Source organism: Streptomyces sp. NPDC001599 (assembly GCF_042893535.1).
Lineage (GTDB): Bacteria > Actinomycetota > Actinomycetes > Streptomycetales > Streptomycetaceae > Streptomyces.
In genome coordinates this window covers 20,240-47,161 of sequence record NZ_JBIAVA010000015.1, presented here as the reverse complement: position 1 = coordinate 47,161, position 26,922 = coordinate 20,240, and the positions used below count along the sequence as shown (strand labels likewise).

The 26,922-nt window shown below is 71.3% G+C and carries 23 protein-coding genes, 6 tRNA genes and 1 riboswitch; of the genes, 17 read left to right on the top strand and 12 right to left on the bottom strand.

The annotated features are described in order from the left end of the window. Window positions 1-59: 59 nt before the first annotated feature. Window positions 60-1,127, top strand: coding sequence for a phosphoribosylformylglycinamidine cyclo-ligase (gene purM / locus ACFYZ3_RS30345; protein WP_388524289.1), 1,068 nt, complete (start codon window positions 60-62; stop codon window positions 1,125-1,127). 78 nt (window positions 1,128-1,205) lie between these two features. Here the strand turns inward: purM and ACFYZ3_RS30340 are convergent, their stop codons facing one another. Next, window positions 1,206-1,460 carry a DUF3073 domain-containing protein gene (locus ACFYZ3_RS30340; RefSeq protein ID WP_361015434.1) on the bottom strand — a complete coding sequence of 85 codons (255 nt, stop codon included), beginning with the start codon at window positions 1,458-1,460 and terminating at the stop codon, window positions 1,206-1,208. A gap of 321 nt (window positions 1,461-1,781) precedes the next feature. Continuing rightward, on the bottom strand, window positions 1,782-2,876 hold the full coding sequence (locus ACFYZ3_RS30335; RefSeq protein ID WP_388524286.1) for a Leu/Phe/Val dehydrogenase: 1,095 nt from the start codon (window positions 2,874-2,876) through the stop codon (window positions 1,782-1,784). 239 nt (window positions 2,877-3,115) lie between these two features. On the opposite strand from ACFYZ3_RS30335, the gene ACFYZ3_RS30330 reads away from it, so the two are divergent. Next, complete coding sequence (locus tag ACFYZ3_RS30330) at window positions 3,116-3,967, top strand: hypothetical protein (protein WP_388524283.1); 852 nt, start codon at window positions 3,116-3,118, stop codon at window positions 3,965-3,967. 533 nt (window positions 3,968-4,500) lie between these two features. Next, window positions 4,501-4,707 (top strand): developmental transcriptional regulator BldC, encoded by a 207-nt coding sequence (bldC, locus tag ACFYZ3_RS30325; protein ID WP_003949541.1) that lies wholly within the window; start codon window positions 4,501-4,503, stop codon window positions 4,705-4,707. A 438-nt stretch (window positions 4,708-5,145) separates the two neighbouring features. On the opposite strand, the gene ACFYZ3_RS30320 is transcribed toward bldC, so the two are convergent. The 7 genes from ACFYZ3_RS30320 to ACFYZ3_RS30290 form a co-directional block, all read right to left on the bottom strand. Beyond that, a complete protein-coding gene (locus ACFYZ3_RS30320; RefSeq protein WP_102930089.1) occupies window positions 5,146-5,340 on the bottom strand; it encodes a DUF6274 family protein in 195 nt (64 codons plus the stop codon). Window positions 5,341-5,517: 177 nt separating this feature from the next. Further along, window positions 5,518-5,592: transfer RNA gene (locus tag ACFYZ3_RS30315), tRNA-Asp, on the bottom strand. 93 nt (window positions 5,593-5,685) lie between these two features. Then, window positions 5,686-9,645 carry an ATP-dependent RNA helicase HrpA gene (gene hrpA, locus ACFYZ3_RS30310; protein WP_388524280.1) on the bottom strand — a complete coding sequence of 1,320 codons (3,960 nt, stop codon included), beginning with the start codon at window positions 9,643-9,645 and terminating at the stop codon, window positions 5,686-5,688. A 118-nt stretch (window positions 9,646-9,763) separates the two neighbouring features. Beyond that, window positions 9,764-9,837: transfer RNA gene (locus ACFYZ3_RS30305), tRNA-Phe, on the bottom strand. Between the two features lie 24 nt (window positions 9,838-9,861). Next, a tRNA-Asp gene (locus ACFYZ3_RS30300) sits at window positions 9,862-9,936 on the bottom strand. Between the two features lie 34 nt (window positions 9,937-9,970). Further along, window positions 9,971-10,043, bottom strand: a tRNA-Glu gene (locus tag ACFYZ3_RS30295). Window positions 10,044-10,123: 80 nt separating this feature from the next. Next, complete coding sequence (locus ACFYZ3_RS30290) at window positions 10,124-11,788, bottom strand: metallophosphoesterase (RefSeq protein ID WP_388524277.1); 1,665 nt, start codon at window positions 11,786-11,788, stop codon at window positions 10,124-10,126. Between the two features lie 71 nt (window positions 11,789-11,859). On the opposite strand from ACFYZ3_RS30290, the gene ACFYZ3_RS30285 reads away from it, so the two are divergent. The 7 genes from ACFYZ3_RS30285 to ACFYZ3_RS30255 all read left to right on the top strand — a co-directional run bounded on the left by ACFYZ3_RS30285 (window position 11,860) and on the right by ACFYZ3_RS30255 (window position 18,190). Further along, window positions 11,860-12,210: a metallopeptidase family protein gene (locus tag ACFYZ3_RS30285; protein WP_011029427.1), complete on the top strand. Its 351-nt coding sequence runs from the start codon at window positions 11,860-11,862 to the stop codon at window positions 12,208-12,210. Window positions 12,211-12,347: 137 nt separating this feature from the next. Further along, on the top strand, window positions 12,348-12,917 hold the full coding sequence (locus ACFYZ3_RS30280) for a hypothetical protein (protein WP_388524274.1): 570 nt from the start codon (window positions 12,348-12,350) through the stop codon (window positions 12,915-12,917). A gap of 306 nt (window positions 12,918-13,223) precedes the next feature. Further along, a complete protein-coding gene (locus tag ACFYZ3_RS30275; RefSeq protein WP_388524271.1) occupies window positions 13,224-15,449 on the top strand; it encodes a DEAD/DEAH box helicase in 2,226 nt (741 codons plus the stop codon). A gap of 131 nt (window positions 15,450-15,580) precedes the next feature. After that, entirely contained in the window at window positions 15,581-17,116 is a 1,536-nt protein-coding gene (locus ACFYZ3_RS30270) for an amino acid permease (RefSeq protein ID WP_388524268.1), read from the top strand. A gap of 122 nt (window positions 17,117-17,238) precedes the next feature. Then, window positions 17,239-17,311 (top strand) — tRNA-Lys (locus ACFYZ3_RS30265). Window positions 17,312-17,401: 90 nt separating this feature from the next. Then, window positions 17,402-17,794 carry a hypothetical protein gene (locus ACFYZ3_RS30260; protein WP_388524265.1) on the top strand — a complete coding sequence of 131 codons (393 nt, stop codon included), beginning with the start codon at window positions 17,402-17,404 and terminating at the stop codon, window positions 17,792-17,794. Between the two features lie 6 nt (window positions 17,795-17,800). Further along, on the top strand, window positions 17,801-18,190 hold the full coding sequence (locus ACFYZ3_RS30255; RefSeq protein ID WP_388524262.1) for a hypothetical protein: 390 nt from the start codon (window positions 17,801-17,803) through the stop codon (window positions 18,188-18,190). Here ACFYZ3_RS30255 and ACFYZ3_RS30250 read toward each other — a convergent pair. Both ACFYZ3_RS30250 and ACFYZ3_RS30245 read right to left on the bottom strand, forming a co-directional pair. Beyond that, window positions 18,171-19,130 (bottom strand): MerR family transcriptional regulator, encoded by a 960-nt coding sequence (locus ACFYZ3_RS30250; protein WP_388524259.1) that lies wholly within the window; start codon window positions 19,128-19,130, stop codon window positions 18,171-18,173. The genes ACFYZ3_RS30255 and ACFYZ3_RS30250 overlap by 20 nt on opposite strands. Before the next feature lie 46 nt (window positions 19,131-19,176). Then, window positions 19,177-19,440 carry a winged helix-turn-helix domain-containing protein gene (locus tag ACFYZ3_RS30245; RefSeq protein WP_388524256.1) on the bottom strand — a complete coding sequence of 88 codons (264 nt, stop codon included), beginning with the start codon at window positions 19,438-19,440 and terminating at the stop codon, window positions 19,177-19,179. A 160-nt stretch (window positions 19,441-19,600) separates the two neighbouring features. Here ACFYZ3_RS30245 and ACFYZ3_RS30240 point away from each other — a divergent pair, with 160 nt between their 5' ends. The 7 genes from ACFYZ3_RS30240 (at window position 19,601) to ACFYZ3_RS30210 (ending at window position 25,521) form a co-directional block, all read left to right on the top strand. After that, window positions 19,601-19,927: a hypothetical protein gene (locus tag ACFYZ3_RS30240; RefSeq protein ID WP_388524253.1), complete on the top strand. Its 327-nt coding sequence runs from the start codon at window positions 19,601-19,603 to the stop codon at window positions 19,925-19,927. Beyond that, entirely contained in the window at window positions 19,927-20,226 is a 300-nt protein-coding gene (locus ACFYZ3_RS30235; protein WP_388524250.1) for a hypothetical protein, read from the top strand. The genes ACFYZ3_RS30240 and ACFYZ3_RS30235 overlap by 1 nt, the downstream gene beginning before the upstream one ends. Before the next feature lie 68 nt (window positions 20,227-20,294). Continuing rightward, window positions 20,295-21,425, top strand: a complete 1,131-nt coding sequence (locus ACFYZ3_RS30230) for a dihydrofolate reductase family protein (RefSeq protein WP_388524248.1) — start codon at window positions 20,295-20,297, stop codon at window positions 21,423-21,425. Between the two features lie 69 nt (window positions 21,426-21,494). Beyond that, window positions 21,495-21,568: transfer RNA gene (locus tag ACFYZ3_RS30225), tRNA-Met, on the top strand. A 185-nt stretch (window positions 21,569-21,753) separates the two neighbouring features. Continuing rightward, the gene (locus ACFYZ3_RS30220; RefSeq protein ID WP_388524245.1) at window positions 21,754-22,983 is read left to right on the top strand and encodes a PP2C family protein-serine/threonine phosphatase; all 1,230 of its coding nucleotides are present in this window, start codon (window positions 21,754-21,756) and stop codon (window positions 22,981-22,983) included. A gap of 224 nt (window positions 22,984-23,207) precedes the next feature. Then, window positions 23,208-23,364: riboswitch (cyclic di-AMP (ydaO/yuaA leader) on the top strand. An 11-nt stretch (window positions 23,365-23,375) separates the two neighbouring features. Then, complete coding sequence (locus ACFYZ3_RS30215) at window positions 23,376-24,419, top strand: M23 family metallopeptidase (RefSeq protein ID WP_388524242.1); 1,044 nt, start codon at window positions 23,376-23,378, stop codon at window positions 24,417-24,419. 157 nt (window positions 24,420-24,576) lie between these two features. Beyond that, window positions 24,577-25,521: an aldo/keto reductase gene (locus ACFYZ3_RS30210; protein ID WP_361015356.1), complete on the top strand. Its 945-nt coding sequence runs from the start codon at window positions 24,577-24,579 to the stop codon at window positions 25,519-25,521. A gap of 24 nt (window positions 25,522-25,545) precedes the next feature. On the opposite strand, the gene ACFYZ3_RS30205 is transcribed toward ACFYZ3_RS30210, so the two are convergent. After that, complete coding sequence (locus tag ACFYZ3_RS30205) at window positions 25,546-26,913, bottom strand: PrsW family intramembrane metalloprotease (RefSeq protein WP_388524239.1); 1,368 nt, start codon at window positions 26,911-26,913, stop codon at window positions 25,546-25,548. Window positions 26,914-26,922: the final 9 nt, after the last annotated feature.

Sequence of the window (26,922 nt, the reverse complement as noted above, 5' to 3'; positions counted from 1 at the left end):
CCGGCTTCCCCATGGTTTCCCTGGCCTCCCTGCCGTACGACACGAAGGTTCACATCGTCATGCCTGACACAACTGGTGCCAGCTACGCAGCAGCCGGCGTCGACATCGAGGCGGGCGACCGCGCCGTCGAGCTCATGAAGGAATGGGTCAAGAAGACGCGGCGCCCGGAGGTCCTCGGCGGCCTCGGCGGCTTCGCCGGCCTCTTCGACGCCTCGGCCCTCAAGAACTACGAGCGCCCGCTGCTCGCCTCCGCCACCGACGGTGTCGGCACCAAGGTGGACATCGCCCGTCAGCTCGGCGTCTACGACACCATCGGCCACGACCTGGTCGCGATGGTCATGGACGACATCGTGGTGTGCGGCGCCGAGCCGCTGTTCATGACCGACTACATCTGTGTCGGCAAGGTCCACCCCGAGCGTGTCGCCGCCATCGTCAAGGGCATCGCCGAGGGCTGTGTGCTGGCGGGCTGCGCCCTGGTGGGCGGCGAGACGGCCGAGCACCCCGGCCTGCTGGGCGCGGACGACTTCGACGTCGCCGGCGCCGGTACGGGCGTCGTGGAGGCCGACCGCCTGCTCGGCCCGGATCGCATCCGTACGGGTGACGCCGTGATCGCCATGGCGTCCTCCGGGCTTCACTCGAACGGGTACTCGCTGGTCCGCCACGTCCTGCTGAACGAGGGCGGCCTGGCGCTCGACGCCCACCTGGACGGCCTCGGCCGCACCCTGGGCGAGGAGCTGCTGGAGCCGACCAAGATCTACTCCCTGGACTGCCTGGCCCTCATGCGCACCGCCGAGGTCCACGCCTTCAGCCACGTCACCGGCGGCGGACTCGCGGCCAACCTGGCCCGCGTGATCCCCGACGGCCTGCACGCCGTGGTCGACCGCTCCACCTGGACCCCGGGCGCGGTCTTCGACCTCGTCGGCCGGACCGGCAAGGTCGAGCGCCTGGAGCTGGAGAAGACCCTGAACATGGGTGTGGGCATGATCGCGATCGTGCCCGAGGAGTCGACGGACGTGGCCCTGACGGCCCTCGCCGACCGCGGTGTGGACGCCTGGGTGGCCGGCGAGATCACCGCCCGCGCAGACCACGAGAGCGGCGCGGCACTGGTGGGCGACTACGCCGCCTGAGGTGCCCCGGATGCCGCGGGTAGCACAGAACCCGGTCGGTGACAGAGGTCACCGACCGGGAAGGTGTTCAGTGCAAGGTCAAGCGCCGCGTCGCTGGTGGGAAGGGGACTGGCCGTCCTCGTCCTCGTCGTCGTCCTCATAGAGGTCGGCGTACTTTGCGTACACGTCGTCGTCCTGCTCATCGTCCTCGAATTGCTCGCCATTCGGCGGTTGCGAATTCGACGGCGATGCGCCCAGCTCCTCGGCCAGGCGGGAGAGATCAGTCCCACCGCTGTTGTACTTCAGCTGGCGGGCGACCTTCGTCTGCTTGGCCTTGGCCCGGCCGCGCCCCATGGCTCGACCCCCTCAACGACGGGGCTCGACGGCCCCAGAGTCTTGACACGCGTTCATGGTCCGGAACGGGCTCTCCGCAGAGAGACCGGTCCGTAGGGCTTCCACGGTACCTGAGCCCACGCCCATACGGTACGTCGCCCGCAGCACGTGGCCCTGCCCAGGACCCTCGAGGCGCCCCGTCCTCGCTGGTCAAAGGCGATTTTAACCACCTTTCGACGGTCGACCCGCCGGGATAAGTGAGAGTTCTCTCCAACTGCCCCCCGACGGGTACCGGTCAAACCCCTCGAAGACCCTGCCGGGCCACCGTCCGTGACCGTCGGATCACGGCCGGGGGCGGGCCTCCGCCATCCGCTGCTCGGCGATCCGGTCGGCCGCGGCGGCCGGCGGAATACCGTCCTCCTTCGCACGTGCGAATATGGCCAGCGTGGTGTCGTAGATCTTCGAGGCCTTCGCCTTGCACCGGTCGAAGTCGAAGCCGTGCAGCTCGTCGGCGACCTGGATGACACCGCCGGCGTTCACCACGTAGTCCGGCGCGTAGAGGATCCCGCGGTCGGCGAGGTCCTTCTCCACGCCCGGGTGGGCGAGCTGGTTGTTGGCCGCGCCGCACACCACCTTGGCGGTCAGCACCGGCACGGTGTCGTCGTTCAGCGCGCCGCCCAGCGCGCAGGGCGCGTAGATGTCCAGGTTCTCCACCCGGATCAGCGCGTCGGTGTCGGCGACGGCGACCACCGACGGGTGCCGCTCGGTGAGGGCCCGCACCACGTCCTTGCGCACGTCCGTGACGACCACGTGCGCACCCTCCGCGAGCAGGTGCTCGACCAGGTGGTGGCCGACCTTGCCGACGCCCGCGATCCCGACCGTGCGGTCGCGCAGCGTCGGGTCGCCCCACAGGTGCTGGGCGGCGGCCCGCATGCCCTGGTAGACGCCGAAGGAGGTGAGCACGGAGGAGTCGCCCGCGCCGCCGTTCTCCGGGGAGCGTCCGGTCGTCCAGCGGCACTCGCGGGCCACGACGTCCATGTCGGCGACGTAGGTGCCGACGTCGCACGCGGTGACGTAGCGGCCGCCCAGCGAGGCGACGAACCGGCCGTAGGCGAGGAGCAGCTCCTCGCTCTTGATCTGCTCCGGATCGCCGATGATCACGGCCTTGCCGCCACCGTGGTCCAGACCGGCCATGGCGTTCTTGTACGACATCCCGCGGGCGAGGTTCAGCGCGTCGGCGACGGCCTCGGCCTCGCTCGCGTACGGGTAGAAGCGGGTACCGCCGAGCGCGGGGCCCAGGGCGGTGGAGTGGATGGCGATCACGGCCTTGAGGCCGCTGGCACGGTCCTGGCAGAGCACGACTTGCTCATGACCCCCCTGATCCGAGTGGAACAGGGTGTGCAGTACATCAGCAGGTGCGCCGTTTACGTCGGTCACGGTGGTGACTCCTGTGTAGGTGCGGCGATCGGTGGCAGGCCCCGTGAAGGTGGCGGGGACTGTGGCACGAGATTAGAGCCTGGGGGTGCCGGCCCGCCGCACAGTGCTCAGGATCACCTCCGCACGGAGTACGGGCGTGCGACGATTTGCAGAGATTCCCGCGCGTTTGTGATCCGTTTCCTCAGGTTTCCGCAGGTTCTCGCAGGTTTTCGCGTCGGTGCGCGGGGGAGGGAGCAGGCGTGCCCAAGGTGTCCTCGGTGATCGTCCCGTACGCGGCGTACCTGCGCGTGTACGAGCCGCTGGCGGCCTTCCCCGACGAGGAACGCGCCCACTGGACCCGCTACGCCCGCCGCCCCGACCGGCCCTCCTACCAGGACGAGCTGCGCCGCTCCCTGGCCGACCTGCTGCCCACCCCGCCCGTGGCGGTGCCGGTGCACGAGAGCGCCGACGCCTTCGTGGCCGAGGTGGACGGCGTGGTCTGCGTCTGCCCCTGGCGGACCCGGCTGCGCGGCTGGCAGGCCCTGGGCGAGGTGGCCGAGGACTTCCCGGAGCCGGTCCTGGACGCCCTGATCCCACCCGTCGTACGCCGCCAGAGCGCGCAGGACTACGAGCGCTGGCTGGAGCGCAACCCGGACGCCCGGCCCTGGATCCGCACCGCCACCTGGCAGGTGCCGATCAACTGGTTCGTGCTGGTCTCCGACGCGGAGCGGGAGTACGAGGAGGGCGGCGACGACGAGGCGGCGACCGCGCCGGTGCTGCGCTACCGCACGCCCATGGTGCAGGCCCGCCGACGGGTGGCCCGGGGCCTGCGGGCCCTGCGGGAGGCCGTGGACGAGGGGCCGCTCATCGACGGCCTGGTGGATGTGGGGCGCTGGCTGGAGGAGTTCCACCCGCGTTCCCTGGTCGAGCTGGACTACGGCGGACTGGTGCACGCCCTGCCGGCCGGCGAGTTGGCGGCGGACCACTCCGCGGCGGACGTGGCCGAGGGGATCGAGGCCCTGCGCCACGGCGACGGGGTCACCGCCGGGGCGGCGTACGGGCGGCTGGTGGAGCGCTGGCGGGCGGTCCGGGACCGGCGCTCGGCGAACTGACGTTTGACGTACCGCCCGATGTGGGGTTTCGTCTTCCGCTCCGACACCTGCCCGGGGTGGGCTGATCTCCTGCCGACAAGGGACGTAGGTCCCGATCCGGGCGTATGCGTCAAGCGTGACGGACCGCACGTACATCACTCTTGCGCCGCTTCCCCCTCCTCATGCCAAAATAGGACAAGGAGCCCGGGGAGGGCTCCTTCCGTCCTGCCGTGATGCACTGTGGGTGGAATCTCAGCATTGCACGCTTTGGGGGGTCTGGTGACTCCTGATCGCCCCTGTGACTGATCGTCACAGAGGCGTGACTGTCCGCTATGGCATGGTCCATCGGCTTCCGTCGCTGATGAACACCTGGGAGGGCAATTCCATCGGTTTGGCCGACGCGGCTGGACAGATGGTGTAGTTGTAGTGCCGAGGACAAGCCGTTCGTCCTATAACCGACTCGACTCGCGTCCGCCATTTCGGGCAACGCGGGTCAAGGTGCAGAATTTAGAGGAATGAACCGAGAAGGTTCGGTTCTCCCGAGGAGGCCGCTCATGACCGCTCGCACCCCTGATGCCGAGCCGCTGCTGACCCCGGCTGAGGTCGCCACCATGTTCCGCGTCGACCCGAAGACGGTCACGCGCTGGGCGAAGGCCGGCAAGCTCACGTCGATCCGCACGCTCGGCGGGCATCGCCGCTACCGCGAAGCCGAGGTCCGCGCTCTGCTCGCGGGCATTCCGCAGCAGCGCAGCGAGGCCTGAACAACTGAATAACCGGGCAGAACGGCAGGTCCCCCAACCTGTCGCGGCGCCTGGAACCACAGCTCCAAGCGACGCCGTCCCTGCCCCAACAGAGGTGCGTCGTTGATCGCGCTGGACTCCGCCGGGTCCAGCGCGATTTTTTGTGCCCGGGTCAGGCGTGTGTCCGGGTGCGTGTCCGGGTCTGTGTCCTGTCCTGTGTCCGGGCTTGTCGGAGTCTGGGGAGGCGTGTCGGATCGGCTGTGCGAGCGCTGCGAAGGTGGTGCAATTGCACATATTAAATTGATCAGTTGTAGGGGAGTCGTAAGTGCCACGATTCCAAAAACTCATGCGGTGACACCCGTCACACGCCACGGCGGTTGTTGGATCCGGCGCCGGTGCGCTAATGGAGGCGTGGCCTCCAGGAGGTCTGCGGGGCAAGGGTGTTGAGGTCGCGCGGTTTCATGCCGTGGGCGCGCTCCCGTCCTCTACGCCCTCTTGACGACCTGTCGGAGACTGTGGGGCCGGCGAGTCCAGTGCGAGCCGCAGGAGCCGGTGGCAGATCGGGCAGTGGCGCGTCACGTGACCGTACGACGACGCGGCCGACAGATGCGCGCGGAGCAGGGCCCGCGTCTCGTGCCTGACCGATGTCGCCATACGCCACCTCCGGGGGCCACACGGGGGTTGTGCCCTGTCTTTGGAGTACCGAGCGAAAGCGACGCCGTCAAGGGCGCGAGAGGGGCCCTGAGGGCCGCTCAGGGCGTTTGGCGGTTCCGGACCGGCTCCGGCAACGAAGAAGCCCCGCGCCGATTGCTCGGTGCGGGGCTTTCGCTGCGGTCCTGACGGGATTTGAACCCGCGGCCTCCACCTTGACAGGGTGGCGAGCACTCCAAACTGCTCCACAGGACCAGGTTTCGCGGCGCTTCTGCTGCGTTGCGCTGCGAGAAGAGACTGTACAGGAGGGTGGGCCGCCGGTCGAACTCACCCTCCGTACGGGCCTCGTCACGGCGCGAGGGCGTCGATGGCCTTCACGATCCGCTTGTCGGAGACGGGGTACGCCGTGCCCAGCGCGTGGGCGAAGTAGCTGACCCGCAGCTCCTCGATCATCCAGCGGACGTCCAGGACCTGCCGGGGCACCGGCCGCCCCTGCGGCATCTGCTCGAGGAGCCACGCGTACTCGTCCCGCATCTCGTGGACCTTCTCCATGCGGGACGTGTCCCGCTGCACGCCGGTCGGCATCTGCTGCAGCCGGCGGTCCGCGGCCACCAGGTAGCGCATCAGGTCCGGCAGCCGCCCGATCCCCGCCTCCGTCACGAAGCCGGGCTTCACCAGCGCGTCCAGCTGCCCCCGCACGTCCTGGAGGTTCGCCAGCAGCGCCGGGCTGCGTACGGCCTTCAGGCGGCGCTCACAGGCCTGCCAGGCCGCCAGCACCTGCTGCACCTGGCCCACCGTACGGACGGTCGTGTCGACGATCTCCGCGCGGACCTTGTCGTAGAGCTTGCGGTACGACTCCTCGTCCCAGGCCGGGCCGCCGAAGTCCGCGATCAGCCTGTCCGCCGCCGCCATGGCGCAGTCGTCGAACAGCGCCTGGATCGAACCGTGCGGATTCGCGGACAGGCCGAGCTTCTGCTGGTTGGTCAGCTTCTCGGACGCGAACTTCGCGGGGTTGACCGGGATGTTGCGCAGGATCAGCCGCCGCGTGCCCCGCCACATCGCCTGCGCCTGCTCGGCCTCGGTGTCGAAGAGGCGGACGGAGACGGTGTCCGCCTTCGGCCCGTCGTCCACCAGCGCCGGATACGCCTTCACCGGCTGACCGGCCCGGCGGGTCTCGAAGACACGGGTCAGCGTGCCGATCGTCCAGTCCGTCAGCCCGGAGCGCTCCAGGGACTCGCCGCCGCTGCGCTCCGCGGTGGCCGCGGCGGCCTGCGAGAGCGCCTTGCGCGCCTTCGGACGCAGCCGGAGCTTCAGCGCCTCCAGGTCCTTGTCCTCGGCCAGCTTGCGGCGCCGCTCGTCGACGATCCGGAACGTGATCTTGAGGTGGTCGGGGACCTTGGACCAGTCGAAGTCCTCCGCGTCGAACGGCACGCCCACCATGCGCTTCAACTCCCGCGCCATGGTCACCGTCAGCGGCTCCTGAAGGGGCACGGCTCGGTCCAGGAACGCCTGGGCGTAGTTCGGCGCGGGTACGTAGTTGCGGCGGACCGGCTTGGGCAGGGAGCGGATCAGCTCCGTGACGACCTGTTCGCGCAGGCCCGGGATCTGCCAGTCGAAGCCCTCGTCCGTGACCTGGTTCAGCACCTGGAGCGGCACGTGCACGGTCACGCCGTCGGCGTCCGCACCCGGCTCGAACTGGTACGTCACCCGGAACTTCAGCGGCCCCTGCCGCCAGGAGTCCGGGTAGTCGTCCTTGGTGACCGCCCCCGCCTTCTCGTTGATGAGCATCTCGCGCTCGAAGTCGAGGAAGTCGGGCTGCTCGTGCCGCTTGTGCTTCCACCACGAGTCGAAGTGCGCACCGGAGACGACGTGTTCGGGCACCCGCTGGTCGTAGAAGTCGTACAGCGTCTCGTCGTCGACCAGGATGTCGCGGCGCCGGGCCCGGTGCTCCAGCTCCTCGACCTCGGTCAGCAGCCTGCGGTTGTCGGCGAAGAACTTGTGGTGCGTGCGCCAGTCGCCCTCCACCAGGGCGTTGCGGATGAACAGCTCACGGCTGATCTCCGGATCGATCCGCCCGTAGTTCACCTTGCGCTGCGCCACGATCGGTACGCCGTACAGCGTGACCTTCTCGTACGCCATCACCGCCGCCTGGTCCTTCTCCCAGTGCGGTTCGCTGTAGGTGCGCTTGAGGAGGTGCCCGGCGAGCGGCTCCACCCACTCGGGCTCGATCTTCGCGTTGACACGGGCCCAGAGGCGGGAGGTCTCCACCAGCTCCGCCGACATCACGAACCGCGGGGGCTTCTTGAACAGCGCGGAGCCCGGGAAGATCGCGAACTTGGCGTTGCGGGCGCCCAGGTACTCGTTCTTGGCGCCCTCCTTCACGTCCTTCATGCCGACGTGGGAGAGGAGACCGGCCAGCAGCGACACGTGTACGCGGTCGTCGGGTGCGGCGTGCTCCTCGTCGTTGAGGTGGATGCCCATCTGCCTGGCGACCGTGCGCAGCTGGGTGTAGATGTCCTGCCACTCGCGGATGCGCAGGAAGTTCAGGTACTCCTGCTTGCACATCCGGCGGAAGGACGACGAGCCGCGCTCCTTCTGCTGCTCGCGCACGTACCGCCAGAGGTTGAGGAAGGCGAGGAAGTCGCTGGTCTCGTCCTTGAACCGGGCGTGCTGCTGGTCGGCCTGGGCCTGCTTCTCCGCGGGGCGCTCCCGCGGGTCCTGGATGGACAGCGCGGCGGCTATGACCATGACCTCGCGGACACAGCCGTTCTTGTCCGCCTCCAGCACCATCCGGGCCAGCCGCGGGTCGACGGGCAGCTGGGCCAGCTTGCGGCCGGTGTCGGTCAGCCGCTTGCGCACGTCCTTCTGCGCCGGGTCGAGCGCGCCCAGCTCCTGGAGCAGCTGCACGCCGTCGCGGATGTTGCGGTGGTCCGGCGGGTCGATGAAGGGGAACTTCTCGATGTCTCCGAGCCCGGCCGCGGTCATCTGGAGGATGACGGAGGCGAGGTTGGTCCGGAGGATCTCCGCGTCCGTGAACTCCGGGCGCGCGGTGAAGTCGTCCTCGGAGTACAGCCGGATGCAGATGCCGTCGGACGTACGGCCGCAGCGGCCCTTGCGCTGGTTGGCGCTGGCCTGCGAGACCGGCTCGATGGGGAGCCGCTGGACCTTGGTGCGGTGGCTGTAGCGGGAGATGCGGGCGAAGCCGGGGTCGATGACGTACTTGATGCCCGGCACGGTGAGGGAGGTCTCGGCGACGTTGGTCGCCAGGACGATCCGGCGCCCGGTGTGCTGCTGGAAGACGCGGTGCTGCTCGGCGTGCGAGAGCCGCGCGTACAACGGCAGTACCTCGGTGAATCTGTACTTCTTCTTCTCCAGCGCGTCGGCCGTGTCCCGGATCTCGCGCTCGCCGGAGAGGAAGACGAGGATGTCGCCCTTGCCCTCGCCCATCAGCTCCTCGACGGCGTCGGTGATCGCCGTGATCTGGTCGCGGTCGGCGTCGTCGCCGTCCTCCTCGAGGAGTGGCCGGTAGCGCACCTCCACGGGATAGGTGCGCCCGCTGACCTCGACGATCGGCGCGTCGCCGAAGTGGCGCGAGAAGCGCTCCGGGTCGATGGTCGCCGAGGTGATGACGACCTTCAGGTCCGGCCGCTTGGGCAGCAGCTGGGCGAGGTAGCCCAGCAGGAAGTCGATGTTGAGGGACCGCTCGTGGGCCTCGTCGATGATGATCGTGTCGTAGGCGCGCAGCTCGCGGTCGGTCTGGATCTCGGCGAGCAGGATGCCGTCCGTCATCAGCTTGATGAAGGTGGACTCCGGGTTCACCTGGTCGGTGAACCGCACCTTCCAGCCGACGGTCTCCCCGAGCGGGGTGTCCAGCTCGTCCGCGACCCGCTCGGCGACGGTGCGCGCGGCGATCCGGCGGGGCTGGGTGTGCCCGATCATGCCGCGGACACCGCGGCCCAGCTCGACACAGATCTTCGGGATCTGGGTGGTCTTCCCGGACCCCGTCTCACCGGCGACGATCACGACCTGGTGATCACGGATGGCCGCCGCGATCTCGTCCTTCTTCTGGCTGACCGGGAGCTGCTCGGGGTAGCTGACGGCCGGCACACGCGCCCGGCGTTCGCCGATGCGCTGCTCGGCCTTGGCCACCTCCGTCTCGATCTCGGCGAGGACGGCGGCGCGGGCCTCCGGCTTGCGGATCTTCCGCGCACCCTCCAGCCTGCGGCCGAGCCGGTGCGCGTCGCGCAGCGACAGCTCGGTCAGCCGGGGGGCGAGGGTGCCGAGGGCGGGGGCAGGATGCGTAGACATACGGGTTCCAGGATCTCATCCTCGGGAAAAACCTGGCGAACGCTTTTGCCGCGGCGTCGGCCCAGGCAACGCAGGCAACTACAACAAGGCCCCGATCCGAGGATCGGGGCCTTTGCTGTGGCTGGGGCCGGGGTCGAACCGGCGACCTATCGCTTTTCAGGCGATCGCTCGTACCAACTGAGCTACCCAGCCGCGAGGTTTCACGTGAAACCTCAGCGGTCCTGACGGGATTTGAACCCGCGGCCTCCACCTTGACAGGGTGGCGAGCACTCCAAACTGCTCCACAGGACCAAGCTTCGTACGACAGTGTCGCACATGTACCGCGTGCCCCCAACGGGATTCGAACCCGTGCTACCGCCTTGAAAGGGCGGCGTCCTAGGCCGCTAGACGATGAGGGCTATCGGCCCGCCTGGGCGCTTCGCAGCGCGTCGGGGACGTGAGAAGCATATGGGATGGCGGGAGGTATCGCCAAAACGGTTTACGGAGTGCTGGGGGCGGAGCTGCCCGGGGCAGTGGGGGAGGCACCGGTGCCGGAGGGGGACGGGCCGGTGCCGGAGGGGGAGGGGCTGGTGGCGGCGGGGGACGGCGTCGCGCCCGGCTGGTTCTCCTTCGGCAGATGGCGGCTGACCTCGGCCGTCGTCAGGCCCAGGCCGCCCAGCTCGATCTCGTCCCATGCCTGGAGGCGCCGGGAGTCCCGGTCGAAGTAGAGGATCGAAGCCTGGATGGGGTCGGGGTACTTGCCCTCGACGGCGCGCAGACCGCTGCCGCCGGTGGAGCCCTCGACGCGCAGCCGGGTGCCGTACTTCATGACCTCCATGTCCTCGTGGTGGAGGTGCCCCGCGAGCACGAGGGGCACGTCGCCGTCGACCTCGCGGGCGGCCGACGGCTCGTGGGCGACGGCGATGTCCACAGGGGTGCCGGCCGCGCTCTGGTCGCGCAGGGCGGAGGCGAGGCGGGCGCCGGCCAGTTCCTGGGAGGCCTCGGCGCCGTCCGCCTTGGAGCGGTCGGGGGTGTACTGCGGGTCGCCCATGCCGGCGAAGCGCAGGCCGGCGACGGTGCGGGCGTGGCCGTCGTCCAGGACGTGCACGTTCTTCAGGTGCTTCAGGTACTCCTGGGTGCCGCGCGAGTCGTGGTTGCCGCGGACCCAGACGTAGGGGGCGCCGAGGTCCTCGATGGGGTCCAGGAAGCCGTTCTCCGCGGCCGTGCCGTGGTCCATCGTGTCGCCCGAGTCGACGATCACGTTCACCTTGTACTGCTCCACGAGCGAGGCGATGATCTTCCAGCTCGCCGGGTTCAGATGGATGTCCGACACGTGCAGGACGCGGATCGTGGTCGGGTCGGGCTGGTAGGCGGGGAGCGTCGAGGTGACGTCGTAGAGCTTGGTCACGTTGGTGACCAGCCGGGCCAGCTCCTTCTGGTAGACGTCGAACTCGGTCACGATGCTGCGCGCGTTGCCGACCAGGGAGGGCGCGGAGGAGAGCAGGCCGGAGAACTTCGGCTCCAGGACGGAGTCGGGGTTCCAGGTCGCGTAGGCGGTGCCGCCGGAGGCGACCAGCAGGGTGAGCGCGAGTCCCCCGGCGGCGAGGGCGCGCCGGGGGCGCCGGTAGACGACGAGGCCGAGGGCCGTGGCGCCGGTGACGACGGCCACGCAGGAGCGGACGGCCAGGTCGAGGGTGCCGTGCTCGACGTCCTGGGCGACCTCGTCCTGGAGCCCGGAGAGGCGTTCGGGGTGGTCGACGAGGGCCTGGGCGCGGGCGGGGTCGAGCTGGTCGACGTTGACGTCGAGGCGGACCGGGGCGACGTGGCTGTCGAGCTGGAGGGCGCCCAGCGGCGAGACGTTGATCTTCGTGCCGCCGGCCAGTGACGGGCGCAGGGTCATCGTCGTGTTCATGGGGCCGACCGGGGCCCGGACGTTGCCGACGACCAGCAGTCCCAGCCAGGCACCGAGCAGGACGACGGCGACCAGACCGGCGGCCCGGGTCCAGGGGTGGGAGCGGGCGGCGAGTTCGGGGGTGGCGGACGTGGGCCGGCCACGGCGTGCGCGCCGGTCGCGGTAGCGGCGGGTGAGGATGCGCGGGACGTTGCGGATGGGGTTCATCACCTCGGCCAGGGCGTGCGGGGCTGCGGCGGGGACGCGGGCCATTGGTCCCGTATGCCCGTGGCCCGGGGCGGATATGCGGGTCGTACTCCACGGTCGTACCCGACAATGGGCCTGTGCTGGAGATGACGCGCGAGGAGTTCGAGGAACTGGTCGCCGAGGCCCTGGACCGGATCCCGCCGGAGCTGACGCGGCTGATGGACAACGTCGCGGTGTTCGTCGAGGACGAACCGCCCGCGGACGATCCCGAGCTGCTCGGCCTGTACGAGGGGACGCCGCTGACGGAGCGCGGGGAGTGGTACGCGGGCGTGCTGCCGGACCGGATCACCATCTACCGGGGGCCGACGCTGCGGTTCTGTGCGACGCGTGAGGACGTGGTCGCCGAGACCGAGGTGACGGTCGTTCACGAGATCGCCCACCACTTCGGGATCGACGACGCACGGCTGCACTCCCTCGGGTACGGGTGACACGCGCCCGGGTGCGGACAGGGAGCCACGGGTACGGGTGACGCGCTCGGGTCAAGTCCGCCTCGCCGGGCGCGTGTCCTCTTGTGGGTGACGGGAGTTGGGCACGTCGACTCCTTGACCCCCGGAGGTGGCCGCCCGTGCGCCCCTTGTACGTACCTGTCCGTATGGCCGCCACCGCCCTGGCCGTCGTCGCCGCCGCCGGCTGCATGAGCGTCGGCGACGACGAGTCCGGCGGGGGCGCCAGGCCGTCCCAGTCCTCCGGGGAGCGGGGCGGCGAGGTACCGGAGGGCGGCCCCGCGGTCTCCGGGGGGAACGCCGGGTACGGCGCGGCGGCGGCCGACGAGGGGCACGGCAAGGGGAAGAAGGCCAAGGGCAAGGGCAAGGGCGAGGGCCGCGACGAGGGTGACGGCAGGGGGAAGGGCGGCAGGGACGGCAAGGGCGGGGCCGGGTCCGCCTCGGAGCCCCCGGCCGCGGGCCCGACCGGGGCCCCGCCGCCGGACGGCGGCAACCACGACCCCGATCCGACCCGGACGCCCCCGGCCGAGCCCACCCGTACGGCCGAGCCGGAGCCGACGCGGCCCGAGGAGCCGCCCGCCTCCCCGACGCCTGACCCGACGGTGGCCGAGCCGTCCTCGTCGGCGCACGAACCTCCCGGGACCCAGCTCGAGCAGCGGGAGCCGGCACCGGCGGCCGGGACACCGGCGTAGGACGGATGGGCGCACGGACGGACGGACGGGTCGGCGTGCGGGCGGGTGGGCGTGCCCGGCTCGGCCAGGGCGGCCGACGGGCCGCTGAGCTGGGCATGTGCTGCCGGTTTGCCTTCCGGGGTGGGGGGTGCGTATGGTGGTAGATCGTTTGATCCCATTTGCCCGGCGCCACCGCAGAGCGCGCCGTGTGGCGCGTACTCTCCCCTTGCCGTGGTGGACCGCATCGAGGCGGTCGTATTGCGAATCGCGATTCACGGAGTTGACGGGCGCGTGCCGACGAGAGACTCCGGAAGGTTTCGCATTCGCATGTCCATGACCAGTACTGACCACGTCGTCGTGCCCGGAAACACCGAAGGCGCGGAGGGCGCGCCGGAGGCCGTAGAGGCCGTAGAGGCCTCCGCGACCACCGAGTCCCCGGAGGCCGTCGAGGCTCCCGAGGCGGCTCCCGAGCCGACGTTCGCCGACCTCGGTCTGCCCGAGGGCGTCGTCCGCAAGCTCGCGCAGAACGGCGTGACCACTCCCTTCCCGATCCAGGCCGCGACCATCCCGGACGCGCTGGCGGGCAAGGACATCCTCGGCCGGGGCCGCACCGGCTCCGGCAAGACCCTCTCCTTCGGTCTGCCGACCCTGGCCACGCTGGCCGGCGGTCGCACCGAGAAGCACAAGCCCCGCGCCGTCATCCTCACCCCGACCCGCGAGCTGGCCATGCAGGTCGCCGACGCGCTCCAGCCGTACGGCGACGTCCTCGGCCTGAAGATGAAGGTCGTCTGCGGCGGTACCTCGATGGGCAACCAGATCTACGCCCTCGAGCGCGGCGTCGACGTCCTGGTCGCCACCCCGGGCCGCCTGCGCGACATCATCAACCGCGGCGCCTGCTCCCTGGAGAACGTGCAGATCGCGGTCCTCGACGAGGCCGACCAGATGTCCGACCTGGGCTTCCTGCCCGAGGTCACCGAGCTGCTCGACCAGGTCCCGGCCGGCGGCCAGCGGATGCTGTTCTCCGCCACCATGGAGAACGAGATCAAGACCCTGGTCGACCGGTACCTGAAGGACCCGGCCCTCCACGAGGTCGACGCGGCCCAGGGCGCGGTGACGACCATGTCGCACCACATCCTGGTCGTGAAGCCCAAGGACAAGGCGCCGGTCACCGCGGCCATCGCCTCCCGCAAGGGCCGCACCATCATCTTCGTCCGCACCCAGCTGGGCGCCGACCGCGTCGCCGAGCAGCTGCGCGACGCCGGTGCCAAGGCGGACGCGCTGCACGGCGGCATGACCCAGGGCGCCCGCACCCGCACGCTGGCCGACTTCAAGGACGGCTACGTCAACGTCCTGGTCGCCACCGACGTCGCCGCCCGCGGCATCCACGTGGACGGCATCGACCTGGTCCTGAACGTGGACCCGGCCGGTGACCACAAGGACTACCTGCACCGCGCCGGCCGTACGGCGCGCGCCGGCCGCACCGGCACCGTCGTCTCCCTGTCCCTCCCGCACCAGCGCCGCCAGATCTTCCGGCTGATGGAGGACGCGGGCGTCGACGCCACGCGCCACATCATCCAGGGCGGCGCCGCCTTCGACCCCGAGGTCGCCGAGATCACCGGCGCCCGGTCGATGACCGAGGTCCAGGCCGAGTCCGCGGGCAACGCGGCGCAGCAGGCCGAGCGCGAGGTCGGCCAGCTCACCAAGGAGCTGGAGCGGGCCCAGCGCCGTGCCAACGAGCTGCGCGAGGAGGCGGACCGCCTGGTCGCCAGGGTCGCGCGGGAGCGCGGCGAGGACCCGGAGACGGTCCTGGCCGAGGTGGCCGCGACCGTGGCCGAGCCGGAGGTCTCGGTGCCCGAGCAGTCCGGCGCCCGGGACGTGGAGAAGGCGGAGCGCGGCGGCAACGACCGTGAGCGCTCGTACGACCGCCGCGACGACCGCCGCGACTACCGTCGGGACGACCGCGGTGACCGTGGTGGACGTTCCTTCGAGCGTCGTGACGACCGTCGGGACGACCGTGGTGGCCGTTCGTTCGAGCGTCGTGACGACCGCGGTGACCGTGGCGGCCGCTCGTTCGAGCGTCGTGACGACCGTGGCGGTTTCCGCCGCGACGACCGTCGGGACGACCGTGGTGGCCGTTCGTTCGAGCGTCGTGACGACCGTCGGGACGACCGTGGTGGCCGTTCGTTCGAGCGTCGTGACGACCGTGGCGACCGTGGCGACCGTGGTGGCCGTTCCTTCGAGCGTCGTGACGACCGTGGCGGTTTCCGCCGCGACGACCGTCGGGACGACCGTGGTGGCCGTTCGTTCGAGCGTCGTGACGACCGCGGCGACCGAGGTGGCCGTCCCTTCGAGCGTCGTGACGACCGCGGCGAGCGCGGCGGGCACCGTGGCAGCGACCGCCCGTTCAACCGCGACCGTCAGGGCGACCGCCCCGGCTTCCGCTCCGGCGGTCACGACCGTCCGTACGGCCGCCGCGACGACCACCGCGGTGACCACCGTGGTTCGTCCTTCGGCCGCCGTGACGACAAGCCGCGCTGGAAGCGCAACGGCTGACGCCTGAACATCTGAGACGAGCGCCGTGGCCTCCGCCCCACCGGGTGGAGGCCACGGCGCTTCGCGTTGCGGTCCGGTTTCGGCCACGGAGTGACGCATGTCACGCCTGCGGCAAGGGAATTGCTGGGGGCATGACAGATGACGCCAAGGCGAGTGGGCTGTCGGACGAGGAACGGCTGGCCCAGCTCGGCTACACGCAGGTTCTGGCCCGCCGCATGTCGGCGTTCTCCAACTACGCGGTCTCCTTCACGATCATCTCGGTCCTGTCGGGCTGCCTGACCCTCTACCTCTTCGGCATGAACACGGGCGGCCCCGCCGTCATCACCTGGGGCTGGGTCGCCGTCGGCCTGATGACGCTCTTCGTCGGCCTGGCGATGGCCGAGATCTGCTCGGCGTACCCGACCTCGGCGGGCCTGTACTTCTGGGCGCACCGGCTGGCGCCCCCGCGCACGGCGGCGGCCTGGGCGTGGTTCACGGGCTGGTTCAACGTGCTGGGCCAGGTCGCGGTCACCGCCGGCATCGACTTCGGCGCCGCGTCCTTCCTGGGCGCCTACCTGAACCTCCAGTTCGACTTCGAGGTGACGCCGGGCCGCACGATCCTGCTCTTCGCCGCGATCCTGATCCTGCACGGCCTGCTGAACACCTTCGGCGTCCGCATCGTCGGCCTGCTGAACAGCGTGAGCGTGTGGTGGCACGTCCTCGGCGTCGCGGTGATCGTCGGCGCGCTGACCTTCGCGCCCGACCACCACCAGTCGGCGTCCTTCGTCTTCGGGGAGTTCGTGAACAACACGGGCTGGAGCAGCGGGGCGTACGTCGTCCTCATCGGTCTTCTGATGGCCCAGTACACCTTCACCGGCTACGACGCCTCCGCCCACATGACCGAGGAGACGCACGACGCGTCCACGGCCGGCCCGAAGGGCATCGTCCGCTCCATCTGGACCTCCTGGATCGCGGGCTTCGTCCTCCTCCTCGGCTTCACCTTCGCGATCCAGTCCTACGACGGCGCCCTGACGTCCCCGACCGGCGCCCCGCCCGCACAGATCCTGCTCGACGCCCTCGGCGCGACGGCGGGCAAGCTCCTCCTCCTCGTCGTGATCGGGGCCCAGCTCTTCTGCGGCATGGCGTCGGTGACGGCGAACAGCCGCATGATCTACGCCTTCTCCAGGGACGGCGCGCTCCCGTACTCCCACATCTGGCACTCGGTGAACCCGCGCACCCGCACCCCGGTCGCGGCGGTCTGGCTGGCCGCCCTGGCCGCCCTGGTCCTGGGCCTTCCCTACCTGATCAACGTCACGGCCTACGCGGCGGTGACGTCGATCGCGGTCATCGGCCTCTACATCGCGTACGTCATCCCGACGCTCCTCCGCGTCCGCAAGGGCGCCGCCTTCGAACGCGGGCCCTGGCACCTGGGCCGCTGGTCGCAGCCGGTGGGTGTGGTCGCGGTGACGTGGGTCGGCGTCATCACGGTGCTGTTCATGCTGCCCCAGGTCTCCCCGGTGACCTGGGAGACCTTCAACTACGCGCCGATCGCCGTCCTGGTCGTGCTGGGCTTCGCCGCCACCTGGTGGCTGGTCTCGGCCCGGCACTGGTTCCTCAACCCCGACCACGAACGCACCCGCACCCGCGCGGCCGCCCGCGCGAACGCCCCGGAGCCGGTGGACCCGTAGCCCGCCCCTTGCTCCCGCCGCCCTCCGACGTGGCCGGGACCCCGATACCCGATCGGCGTCCCGGCCGCGGCGGGCTATGCTCGGTGTGGCAACATCACGCAGCACCGCGCGACACACCGCCTGGGCCCTTAGCTCAATTGGCAGAGCAGTGGACTTTTAATCCATTGGTTGTGGGTTCGAGTCCCACAGGGCCTACTCGCCGGACCCCGGCTCACCGCAGGACTGAGCTGGGGTCCTTTTCGTCTGACCGGGGGCCCGTAGGACCGGCGGGTAAAGTCAGCCGGCGTGATCCCAACTCCCCCTGGTGACGGTCTGATTGACCGACGTACCCGCCGCGTCACCCCGCGCCGTCTCGGTGCCGCCGCCGTGGTCTACGGCGTGTTCGTCGCGGGCTGGTACCTGGGGCAGCCCGTGACCCCCGAGTGCCAGGTCGACCGGGCGGCGATCGACCGGGCCGCCGAGCGGTACCGCCCCGAACCGTCCGCCACGCCCGCACTTGAGTACAGCCCCATCCCGGCACCGTCGGCATTTCCGGATTACAGCGGCCTCGCCGACACCCACACCGTGCGGTCCATGGCCGTCGACACCCTGACCGTCACCTCCTACGCCGTCGCCTGCACCAACGACATGGGTGAACGCCCTCGCCTCCGAGCCTGGTTCGAAGGCGACGGGGAGTAGAGCCGGATGTCCGTGCCCGCCTGGATGACCCTGCGCCGCCTCGGCGTAGTCACCATCCTGTACGCCGTGTTCCTGGCCGGATGGTGGCTGGGCGAGCCGGTGCGGTCCGACGACTGCCTGGAGGACCGGCCGATCGCCGGATCCGAAGCCCGTCCCGCACCGGTGGAACCGGCCGACCCCGGCCGGTACCTCGAGAACCTCGGCCTCGTCTCCGGTCTCCTCGACTGGGCCGACGACCTGGACGGCTCCCGCGACGGTGAGTACGGTCCCGGCGACCGCGGGTACGAGCTGCGGTACGGGTCGGGACCGTACGCCGCGTCCGGCGCGGACCACACCTTCTGCTACTACACGAAACGAGCCCGCCTGGTCGCGTGGGTCAACGGCGACTGGAGCTGACCCGGCCGGACCGGCGGAGGGCCTGGGCCATCCAGGGCTGGAAGGGCAGGTGACCGGGGACGACCTGCCAGTCGTTGAGGGTCCAGACCAGGCGCCAGTACCGCTCGACGAGGGGGTCGTGTCCCGCTTCGAACCGCCCGGCCAGCCACTCCCGCAGCTCCGGGCCGTCCGGACGGCCGAGTACGGCGGCGAAGCGCGCCGTCACGGCGTCGACGACCGGGGCGGCCTCGTCGCCCTCCGGGTCGATGCCCGCCGCCCTCGCCCCGGCGACGGTCTGCCGGACGAAGGGGATGAGTTCCGCCACCGCCTCGGGGGCCACCCCCGGCAACACGTCCTCGTCGGCGGGCGGGAGGGCCGCACGGGCCATGCGCCCGCGGAAGTCGTCGTCGGCGACGAGTTCGGCCAGTTCCACCCACGCGGCGAGCTGGGCGTCGGAGGGTTCGTCGGGGAGTTCGGGCAGGGGGGTGCGCAGGGCGGCGGCGGCGTCGCGGGCGTGGGGTGTGCCGGCCTCCAGTGCGGCGATGAAGTCGGCGATCACGCGCCGACGTTCGTCGGAGGTGAGGCGGGCGATCCGGTGCATGAGAACTGTCTCCTCGGGGCTGGCGTCGCGCCGGGCAACGAGCCGCAGCACGCTGTGCCGCAGCCGCAGGGCGCGGATCTGGAGGGCGGTGGCGTCGGCGTGCGCGGCGGCGACCTCGGCGACGGAGAGGTCACCGTCCAGGACGCGGCGGACCGTGGTCAGATCGACGTCCAGCTCCCGCAGGACGCCGATGAGGTGGAGCCGGTCCAGGGCCGCCTCGCCGTAACGGCGGTAGCCGGCCGGGGTGCGGTCGGTGGGGGGCAGCAGTCCGGTGTCCGAGTAGAACCGGATCGTCCGTACGGACACGCCGGTACGTGCCGACAGTTCACCGATCGAGTGCGGGGGCGTCGCGCCGTTCATGAGCCCACCCTGCGGTCTCCAGCCACTGGAGAGTCAAGACGGGGCGTCAGCCGGTGGGCTTCTCTGCGCGCACGAAGGTTCCCTTGATGGGCACGGTGATGACGAGTCCTTGTTCGCGCAGCTCGCGTACAGCCCGACGGACGGTGTTCACGGCCACGCCGTACTGCTCCGCGAGATCACGCTCCGCAGGGAGACGTGCGCCCACGGGCAGTCGTCCCGTCCGAATCTCTTCGGCGATGTGGTGCACGACCTGCACGTACACGTAGACGTGACTTGCCAGGTCGGGTCTCCAGTCGCGCTCGTCAGCCATGCCTGCACGTTAAAGCGACGACTAGCGCTCTACCACGTATGGGTGCATCCGTATGCTTCCTATTGCTACCTAATGCGTCCGAGTGCACAGTCATTCATGAGAGACCCCGGCGGCCTGGCAGGGCCCCGGGGCGCGGCCAACGCTTACAAGGAGCGTCGACATGCACGACCTTATCCACCGCATCGCCCACTGGCTGACCCTTCTCCTCGGCCCCGGCACCGGAACCCACCGTGCAGGAGCCCCACGCCACCGAGCCCGGAGCACCCCTCGCCCCACCGCCCCCGTCCGCCTCCCGCTCCACCACTCCCCGTACTGCCGTCACCTCCCCCTCGACGGCGCCGCCTCCCGCCTCGTCCGCCCCTACGTCGCCGCCCACGAGCAGGAACCGGCCCGCCAGCGGCACCGCCGCCTCGCCCTCGTGCTCGCCGCCGACTTCGGCATCGACCTGGACCAGCACGTCGTCGGTGCGCGGAAGGCGGCCGCGTGATGACACCGCACTCCGCGCTACGGCTGCTGCCCTGGCTGTCGGCCGAGGGCAAGCCCTGCTTCCTCGCCCCCGGCGACGGCAGCGGATTCGTGTCCCGGCTCGCCGACGAGACGGAGGTCCGGCAGCTCGCCGAGGGGCTGGACGTACTCCGCTCGGCGCGCGGCGTCCTGGGCGACCCGGTGTCCCCGAACGCGGAGGTCCGCTACACCGCGATCCGCCTGACCGAGTGCCTCGCGGACGCGCTGCGGGTGGCGGAGTCGAGGGGGCGGCGCCTGTCCACGGACCACGGTGAACCGTAGGGGCAGCGGCGGCGCCTAGTGTGTGCCCGCCGGACCCCGCCGCCCGTCTGCCTCCCGGAGTGCCGCCCATGCCGCTTCCCCACGTCCTCCTCTCCGCCGCCGTCTCCCTCGACGGCTACCTGGACGACACCGGCCCCGAACGGCTCCTGCTCTCCAGCCCCGCCGACTTCGACCGGGTGGACGAGGTGCGGGCGTCGGTCGACGCGATCCTGGTCGGGGCCGGGACGATCCGGGCCGACAATCCGCGGCTGCTGGTGAACTCGGCCGAGCGGCGGGCGGCCCGGGTCGCGGACGGGAGGGCGGAGTACCCGCTCAAGGTCACCGTCAGTGGCAGCGGTGAGCTGGATCCGGCGGCGCGGTTCTGGCACACGGGCGGGGACAAGGTGCTGCTGACCACGGACGACGGTGCCCGGCGGGCCCGCGCGCTCGGGATCGGTGCCGACGTGGTGTCTCTGGGGCCTGACCTCGACTGGCCGGCGGCGTTGGAGTACCTGCACGACCGGCGGGGCGTGCGGCGGCTCATGGTCGAAGGGGGCGGGACCGTCCACACCCAGTTGCTCCAGCAGGAACTCGCCGACGAGCTCCAGCTCGTCCTCGCGCCGCTCCTGGTCGGGGACCCGGCCGCGCCCCGGCTGTTCGGGCCCGGTGCCTATCAGGGCGGGCGGCTGCGGCTGGTCGAGACGCGGCGGATCGAGGACGTCGTGCTGATGCGGTACCTGCCGACCGCACCCGGCTCCGGTGACCGCGTCGCCGCCGCCGACCGGCGCTGGCTGGCGCTCGCCTGCGAGCTGGCCGAGCTGTGTCCGCCGTCGGACACCGCGTTCAGCGTGGGGGCGGTCGTGGTCGCCGCCGACGGGAGCGAGCTGGCGCGGGGGTACTCGCGGGAGGGCGGTGATCCGGTCGTGCACGCCGAGGAGGCCGCGCTCGCCAAGGTCGACCCGGGGGACTCGCGGCTCGCCGGCGCCACCGTCTACAGCAGCCTTGAGCCCTGTGCCCGCCGGGCCTCCCGGCCCGCGCCCTGCGCCCGGCTGATCCTCGACGCGGGGGTACGCCGGGTCGTCACGGCCTGGCGGGAGCCGGACACCTTCGTGGCGGGGGCGGACGGCAGCGGGGTGCTCACCGCCGCGGGCGCCGCCGTCGTCGTACTGGCCGAGTACGCGCAGCGGGCGAAGGCGCCCAACCGCCACCTGGAGGGGTAGGGAGAGCGGGGCGGGAGATACCGATGTGCATTCCGCCCCCGGGATGACGTACAGTGGTGAACACAACGACGCGGGGTGGAGCAGCTCGGTAGCTCGCTGGGCTCATAACCCAGAGGTCGCAGGTTCAAATCCTGTCCCCGCTACTGAAGGCCGAGGGCCGGAATCCGAAAGGGTTCCGGCCCTCGGTGCGTTTCCGCGGGTGCCGCGTGTCATCCGGTCGGCCGCTCACCGCTCGCCGCCCGCCCCCGCCCCCGGAACCCTGGAGTCCGGGACGGCGAGCGGCGCGGACGTACGGGGCGGCGGGAGACGAGTGGTGCGGCCAGGTGACGTGGACGACGAGGGAGCGGCCGCCAGGGCCGGTGGCCGGCTCCCCGGCGATCCCGTGCCCGACCCGGGGCTCGGGCTCGGCGACGAGGCGCTGCCCGGGTCGCCCTCCGGGCCACCGCAACCCCGGCGGCGGGCCGGGTACGGGCGGACCTTCGTGCACGCGCTCCCCGTGCTGCTGATCGTCGTCGCCATCCTGTACGACATCTTCACCCCGAGGTACTTCACCGCCGGGCCCCTCTACACGGCCGCACCCCTGATCGCCGCCCCGCTCTACTCGCGGCGCGGCACGGCGCTCACCGGCGTCGCCGTGGTCGCCGTGGTCATCGGGCTGCAACTCGGCAAGGGCGTCATCCACTACGTCGACTCCCTCACCGAGCTGATCACCATCGCGACGGTCGCCGTGCTCGCCGTCCTCGTGAACGGCATGGTCCGCCGCAGCAGCGAGCGCCTCGTCTCCGTCCGCGAGATCGCCGAGGCCGCCCAGCGTGCCGTACTGCCCGAACCCACCGAGCGGATCGCGGGCTTCGAGATCGCCGTCTGCTACGAGGCCGCGCAGGCCGACGCCTTCATCGGCGGCGATCTGTACGCCGTGCAGGACAGCGCCCGCGGCGTCCGGCTCATCGTCGGTGACGTGCGCGGCAAGGGCATGGGTGCGGTGGCCGCCGTCGCCGTCGTGATCGGCGCCTTCCGGGAGGCCGCCGAGCAGGAGGCGACGCTGGAGGCGGTGGCGCAGCGCCTGGAGCGGGCGCTGGCGCGCGAGGGCACCCGGCGCGACGGACTGGACGCCTTCGAGGGCTTCACCACCGCCGTGCTCGCCGAACTCCCGCACGGCGGCGGGACGGTCCGCATCGTCAACCGCGGCCATCCGCCGCCCCTGCTGCTCTACGGCGACGGAACCCTCGGCCCGCTGCCCGCCCACGAGTCGGCGCTGCCGCTCGGCATGGGCGAGCTGGGCGTGTGGCCCGACCGGGCGGAGGAGGTCGCCTTCCCCGGCGGCGCCACGCTGCTGCTCTACACCGACGGGCTGACCGAAGCCCGGGACGCGAAGGGCGAGTTCTACGATCCGCAGGCGCGGCTGGCCGGCCGCGTCTTCCCGCATCCGGCGAGCCTGCTCGACACCCTCGCCGAGGACGTGCGCCGGCACTCCGGTGGCGGCATGGCGGACGACATGGCGCTGCTCGCCGTCCGGCGTCCCCGGCCCGGCGATCATGATCATTGTCACGAGCCGTGACAGCGCGACCCCCCTGCGCATAACAACTGATACACCGTCAGAAGAAAGTGGCGCGAAGAGGAATACTGAGGCCGGGTCAACTCGCCCGGTTTTCACCGGTCGTGAGGCGTACGTCCCGCCCGTATCAGGTAATGATCAAGGGGAACCGCTTGGAATCGGAGCCTCGCGTCTATTAACGTTCGATAACGCAGCGCGGTCGTCCCAGCCGTCACAGAAGGCGGCTCCGTGCGCACGCGCCGAATCCCGCAAGGGAACCGGGGAACCACCACATTGGGGTGAATCGGGCGTATGCCGTCGTGGAGACACGGTCGGCAGACACCCGTAGGAGACCTTCCTGCTCCGAACCCGTCAGCTAACCCGGTAGGCGAAAGGAAGGAAAGGAGTACGCCCACGTGGCGTCCAACCGGCCTGCCCCCGAGGCCCCGTCCGCGCCCAGTGGGCACGGCACCGACACCTTCGGCTACGACGGCTACCGCGCCGAAGAGGGTCCCTGGGAGGAGTGGAATCCCACCGCGGAATCCATCCGCCCCGTACGCGGCCGGCACCGCGTGGCCAAGCAGCGCGGCGGACTGGCCCGCAGCTCCACCGTCCTCGGCGTCGGTGTCATAGCCGCCGTGGGAGCGGGCGGCATGGCCAGCGCGCAGACCGGCAAGCCCCCGGTGTCCATCTCCATGCCGGACCTGCCGAACGTCGGTTCGCTCCTTCCCGGCGACGACGAGAAGGCGGAGCCCGAGGGTTCCGCCACCCCGCTCAGCGGCATCACCCAGGCCGTCGCCGCCGACAGCGCGGCGGGCACCGACACCACCGGCGCCGGTGAGTCGCTGCGGGCCCGGATCATGGCGCAGGCCGAGCAGCAGCAGGCGCAGGTCGAGACCAAGGCCGCCGCCGAAGCCGCCGCCGCGGCCGAGAAGAAGGCCGCCGACGCCGCCGCCAAGGCGGAGAAGGAGGCCGAGGAGAAGGCCGCCGCCGCCAAGAAGAAGGCTGAGGAGGAGGCCGCCAAGAAGGCCGAGGCCGAGCGGCTCGCGAAGCTGGCCAAGCAGTACACGCTGCCGACCTCCTCGTACACGATCTCCTCCACGTTCAACCAGGCCGGCTCCCTGTGGGCCTCCGGTCATCACACCGGTCTCGACTTCGCCGCCCCCACGGGCACGCTGCTCAAGGCGGTGCACAGCGGCACCATCACGTCGGCCGGCTGGGACGGGTCGTACGGCTACAAGACGGTGCTCACCCTCGACGACGGCACCGAGCTCTGGTACGCGCACCAGTCCTCCATCAACGTCAGCGTCGGCCAGAAGGTCACCACCGGTGACGTCATCGGCCGCGTCGGCGCCACCGGCAACGTCACCGGCGCCCATCTCCACCTCGAGGTCCACACCGACGGCGGCACCGGCATCGACCCGATGGCCTGGTTGCAGAGCAAGGGGCTCACTCCCTGATCCGCCCCGCCCACGACGCGCCCCGCTGATCCCCGGCGGTCCTGACGGCGACCCCCCGACGTCAGGGCTGCCGGTTGCCGCTTGCCGGTTGCTGGTTTGCGGGGATTTTGCGTGCCTGCCGGAATCGTCCGCTCCGGCGCGGTCGTTGACTCCCTACATGACTTCTCTGCGCAAGCTCGGCTCCTCCGACCTCGAGGTCTTCCCCCTGGCCCTCGGCGGCAACGTCTTCGGCTGGACCGCCGACCGGGACCGGTCCTTCGCCGTCCTGGACGCCTACACGGCGGCCGGCGGCAACTTCGTCGACACCGCCGACTCCTACTCCGCCTGGGTCGACGGCAACAGCGGCGGCGAGTCCGAGACCGTCCTCGGCCAGTGGTTCGCGGCCCGCGGCAACCGTGACGACGTCGTCCTCGCCACCAAGGTCAGCCAGCACCCCGAGTACCCGGGCCTGTCCGCCGCGAACATCAAGGCCGCGGCCGACGCCTCGCTGCGCCGCCTGGGCACCGACCACATCGATCTGTACTACACCCACTTCGACAAGCCCGAGGTGCCGGTCGAGGAGATCGTCGGTGCGCTCGACGAACTGGTGAAGGCCGGCAAGGTGCGGCACATCGCCGCCTCCAACATCTCCGCCGAGCGGCTCGCGGCGTCCCTGGAGTTCTCCGACCGCGAGGGCCTCGCCCGGTACGTCGCCCTCCAGCCGCACTACAACCTGGTCTCCCGCGACACGTACGAGGGCGAACTGCGCGACCTCGCCGAGCGGGCGGGTCTCGCCGCCGTGCCGTACTACGCCCTCGCGGCCGGCTTCCTCACCGGGAAGTACCGGCCCGGCACGGAGGTGGACAGCCCGCGGGCGGGCGGTGCGGCCAAGCACCTGGAGACCGAGCGGGGCCGCCGGGTGCTGGCCGCCCTGGACGAGATCGCCGAGGCCCACGAGGCCCCCGTCGCCACGGTCGCGCTCGCCTGGCTGGCCGCCCGGCCGACGGTGGCGGCGCCGATCGCGTCCGCGCGCACGGTGGAGCAGCTGCCGGCCCTGCTGGGCGTGGCCGAGCTGAGCCTGACGGAGGACGAGCTCGGGAGGCTGACCCGGGCGTCCGCCTGACCGGGCGGCCTTCGTACCGCGGACCTACGGCCGGTGGGGGCCGGGTGGTGGGGCGTACGGGTGGTACGGCGGCGCGTACGGGTAGTGCGGGGCGTAGGGAGCGGGTGCGGTCCGGGGTCCGTACGCGCCGTGCGGCCCGCCGTACGGATACGCCCACGGTGGCACCGGCACCGGCACCGGCACCGGCACGGGCGGCGGGGCGGTGGCACGGGCGGCGTGGTCCAGCGCCGGACGGGCGAGGTTCCGCAGGTGCCACAGGGCGTCCAGCAGCGCCCGCTCCCGGACGGCGAAGTCGGCGCCCGCCCTGCCCCGGCGGCCCCGCTGCCGCAGGAACGCCACCGAGGTCGCGCAGGCCTCGTACCGCGCCACCGCCCGCGCCCCTTCCTTCCCGGCGTGCCGGCGGGCGTACTGCCGGGCGATGCGGCGGGCCCGCATCGAGCCGAGCGCGTACGGCTCCGCGGGCGTGAGCCAGCCGGCCATGACGTACGCGGGCAGCTCGGCCCGCACGGTGCCCAGTTCGCGCTGCCGGGTCCAGATCACCAGCCAGGTCAGCAGGCCGAAGGACGGCACCATGAACGCCGCGTACACGGCGAAGAAGCCGTACTCGCCGAACGCGGCCGAGCCGTTCCACAGGGCGTGCATGCCCATCGCGAGCAGCAGCCCGGCCAGCGGGAGCAGCGCCCGGCGCAGGCGGTGCCGGCCCGTCGAGAGCGCGGCGACGCCGAAGCCGATGCCGGTGAGCACGGTGAACAGCGGGTGCGCGAACGGCGACATCACGACCCGCACGAAGAAGGTCGCCGCGGTGACGGAGGCGATGCCGCGGTCGCCGGTGAGCTGGTCGGTGCCGAAGGCAGTACCCAGGTAGAGGATGTTCTCGGTGAAGGCGAAGCCGGTGGCGGTGACCCCGGCGACGACCACGCCGTCGACGATGCCGGTGAAGTCCCGTCGGCGGAAGAGGAAGACCAGGAGGACGGCGGCCGCCTTGGCGGACTCCTCGACGACCGGCGCTATGACCGTGGCGCCCAGGGTGTCCGCGCTCGCCGGGTCGGCGGTCGCGGTCGCTATCCAGCGGGTCGCGAAGCTGTTGGCGACGATCGCTATCAGCGCCGCCGCGCAGGCCCCCCAGGCGAAGCAGAAGAGCAGGTTCCGCCACGGGCCGGGGTCCACCCGGTCCAGCCAGCGGAAGGCGGCTATGAGCAGCGGCACCGGCAGCACCGCCAGGCCCAGCCCCACCAGGAACCCCTGCGTGCCCGTCTGTTCGCGCACCAGGGCCAGGATCACCAGGCCGGAGAGCGCGAGCAGGGTGATCAGCGCGCCGTAACGGACCCAGGTCCGCTGCCACCAGTGCGTATGCCGGTGCACATGGGTCGGAAACGGGGGACAGGTGGCCACGGCAGGACC

Coding starts and splice junctions, on each gene's coding strand:
- ACFYZ3_RS30255 (WP_388524262.1), top strand. CDS start 17,801: ATGTCCGTGCCCGCCTGGATGACCCTGCGCCGCCTCGGCGTAGTCACC.
- ACFYZ3_RS30235 (WP_388524250.1), top strand. CDS start 19,927: ATGACACCGCACTCCGCGCTACGGCTGCTGCCCTGGCTGTCGGCCGAG.
- ACFYZ3_RS30270 (WP_388524268.1), top strand. CDS start 15,581: ATGACAGATGACGCCAAGGCGAGTGGGCTGTCGGACGAGGAACGGCTG.
- ACFYZ3_RS30230 (WP_388524248.1), top strand. CDS start 20,295: ATGCCGCTTCCCCACGTCCTCCTCTCCGCCGCCGTCTCCCTCGACGGC.
- ACFYZ3_RS30320 (WP_102930089.1), bottom strand. CDS start 5,340: ATGGCGACATCGGTCAGGCACGAGACGCGGGCCCTGCTCCGCGCGCAT.
- bldC (WP_003949541.1), top strand. CDS start 4,501: ATGACCGCTCGCACCCCTGATGCCGAGCCGCTGCTGACCCCGGCTGAG.
- purM (WP_388524289.1), top strand. CDS start 60: ATGCCTGACACAACTGGTGCCAGCTACGCAGCAGCCGGCGTCGACATC.
- ACFYZ3_RS30290 (WP_388524277.1), bottom strand. CDS start 11,788: ATGGCCCGCGTCCCCGCCGCAGCCCCGCACGCCCTGGCCGAGGTGATG.
- ACFYZ3_RS30210 (WP_361015356.1), top strand. CDS start 24,577: ATGACTTCTCTGCGCAAGCTCGGCTCCTCCGACCTCGAGGTCTTCCCC.
- hrpA (WP_388524280.1), bottom strand. CDS start 9,645: ATGTCTACGCATCCTGCCCCCGCCCTCGGCACCCTCGCCCCCCGGCTG.
- ACFYZ3_RS30340 (WP_361015434.1), bottom strand. CDS start 1,460: ATGGGGCGCGGCCGGGCCAAGGCCAAGCAGACGAAGGTCGCCCGCCAG.
- ACFYZ3_RS30275 (WP_388524271.1), top strand. CDS start 13,224: ATGTCCATGACCAGTACTGACCACGTCGTCGTGCCCGGAAACACCGAA.
- ACFYZ3_RS30245 (WP_388524256.1), bottom strand. CDS start 19,440: ATGGCTGACGAGCGCGACTGGAGACCCGACCTGGCAAGTCACGTCTAC.
- ACFYZ3_RS30240 (WP_388524253.1), top strand. CDS start 19,601: ATGCACGACCTTATCCACCGCATCGCCCACTGGCTGACCCTTCTCCTC.
- ACFYZ3_RS30250 (WP_388524259.1), bottom strand. CDS start 19,130: ATGAACGGCGCGACGCCCCCGCACTCGATCGGTGAACTGTCGGCACGT.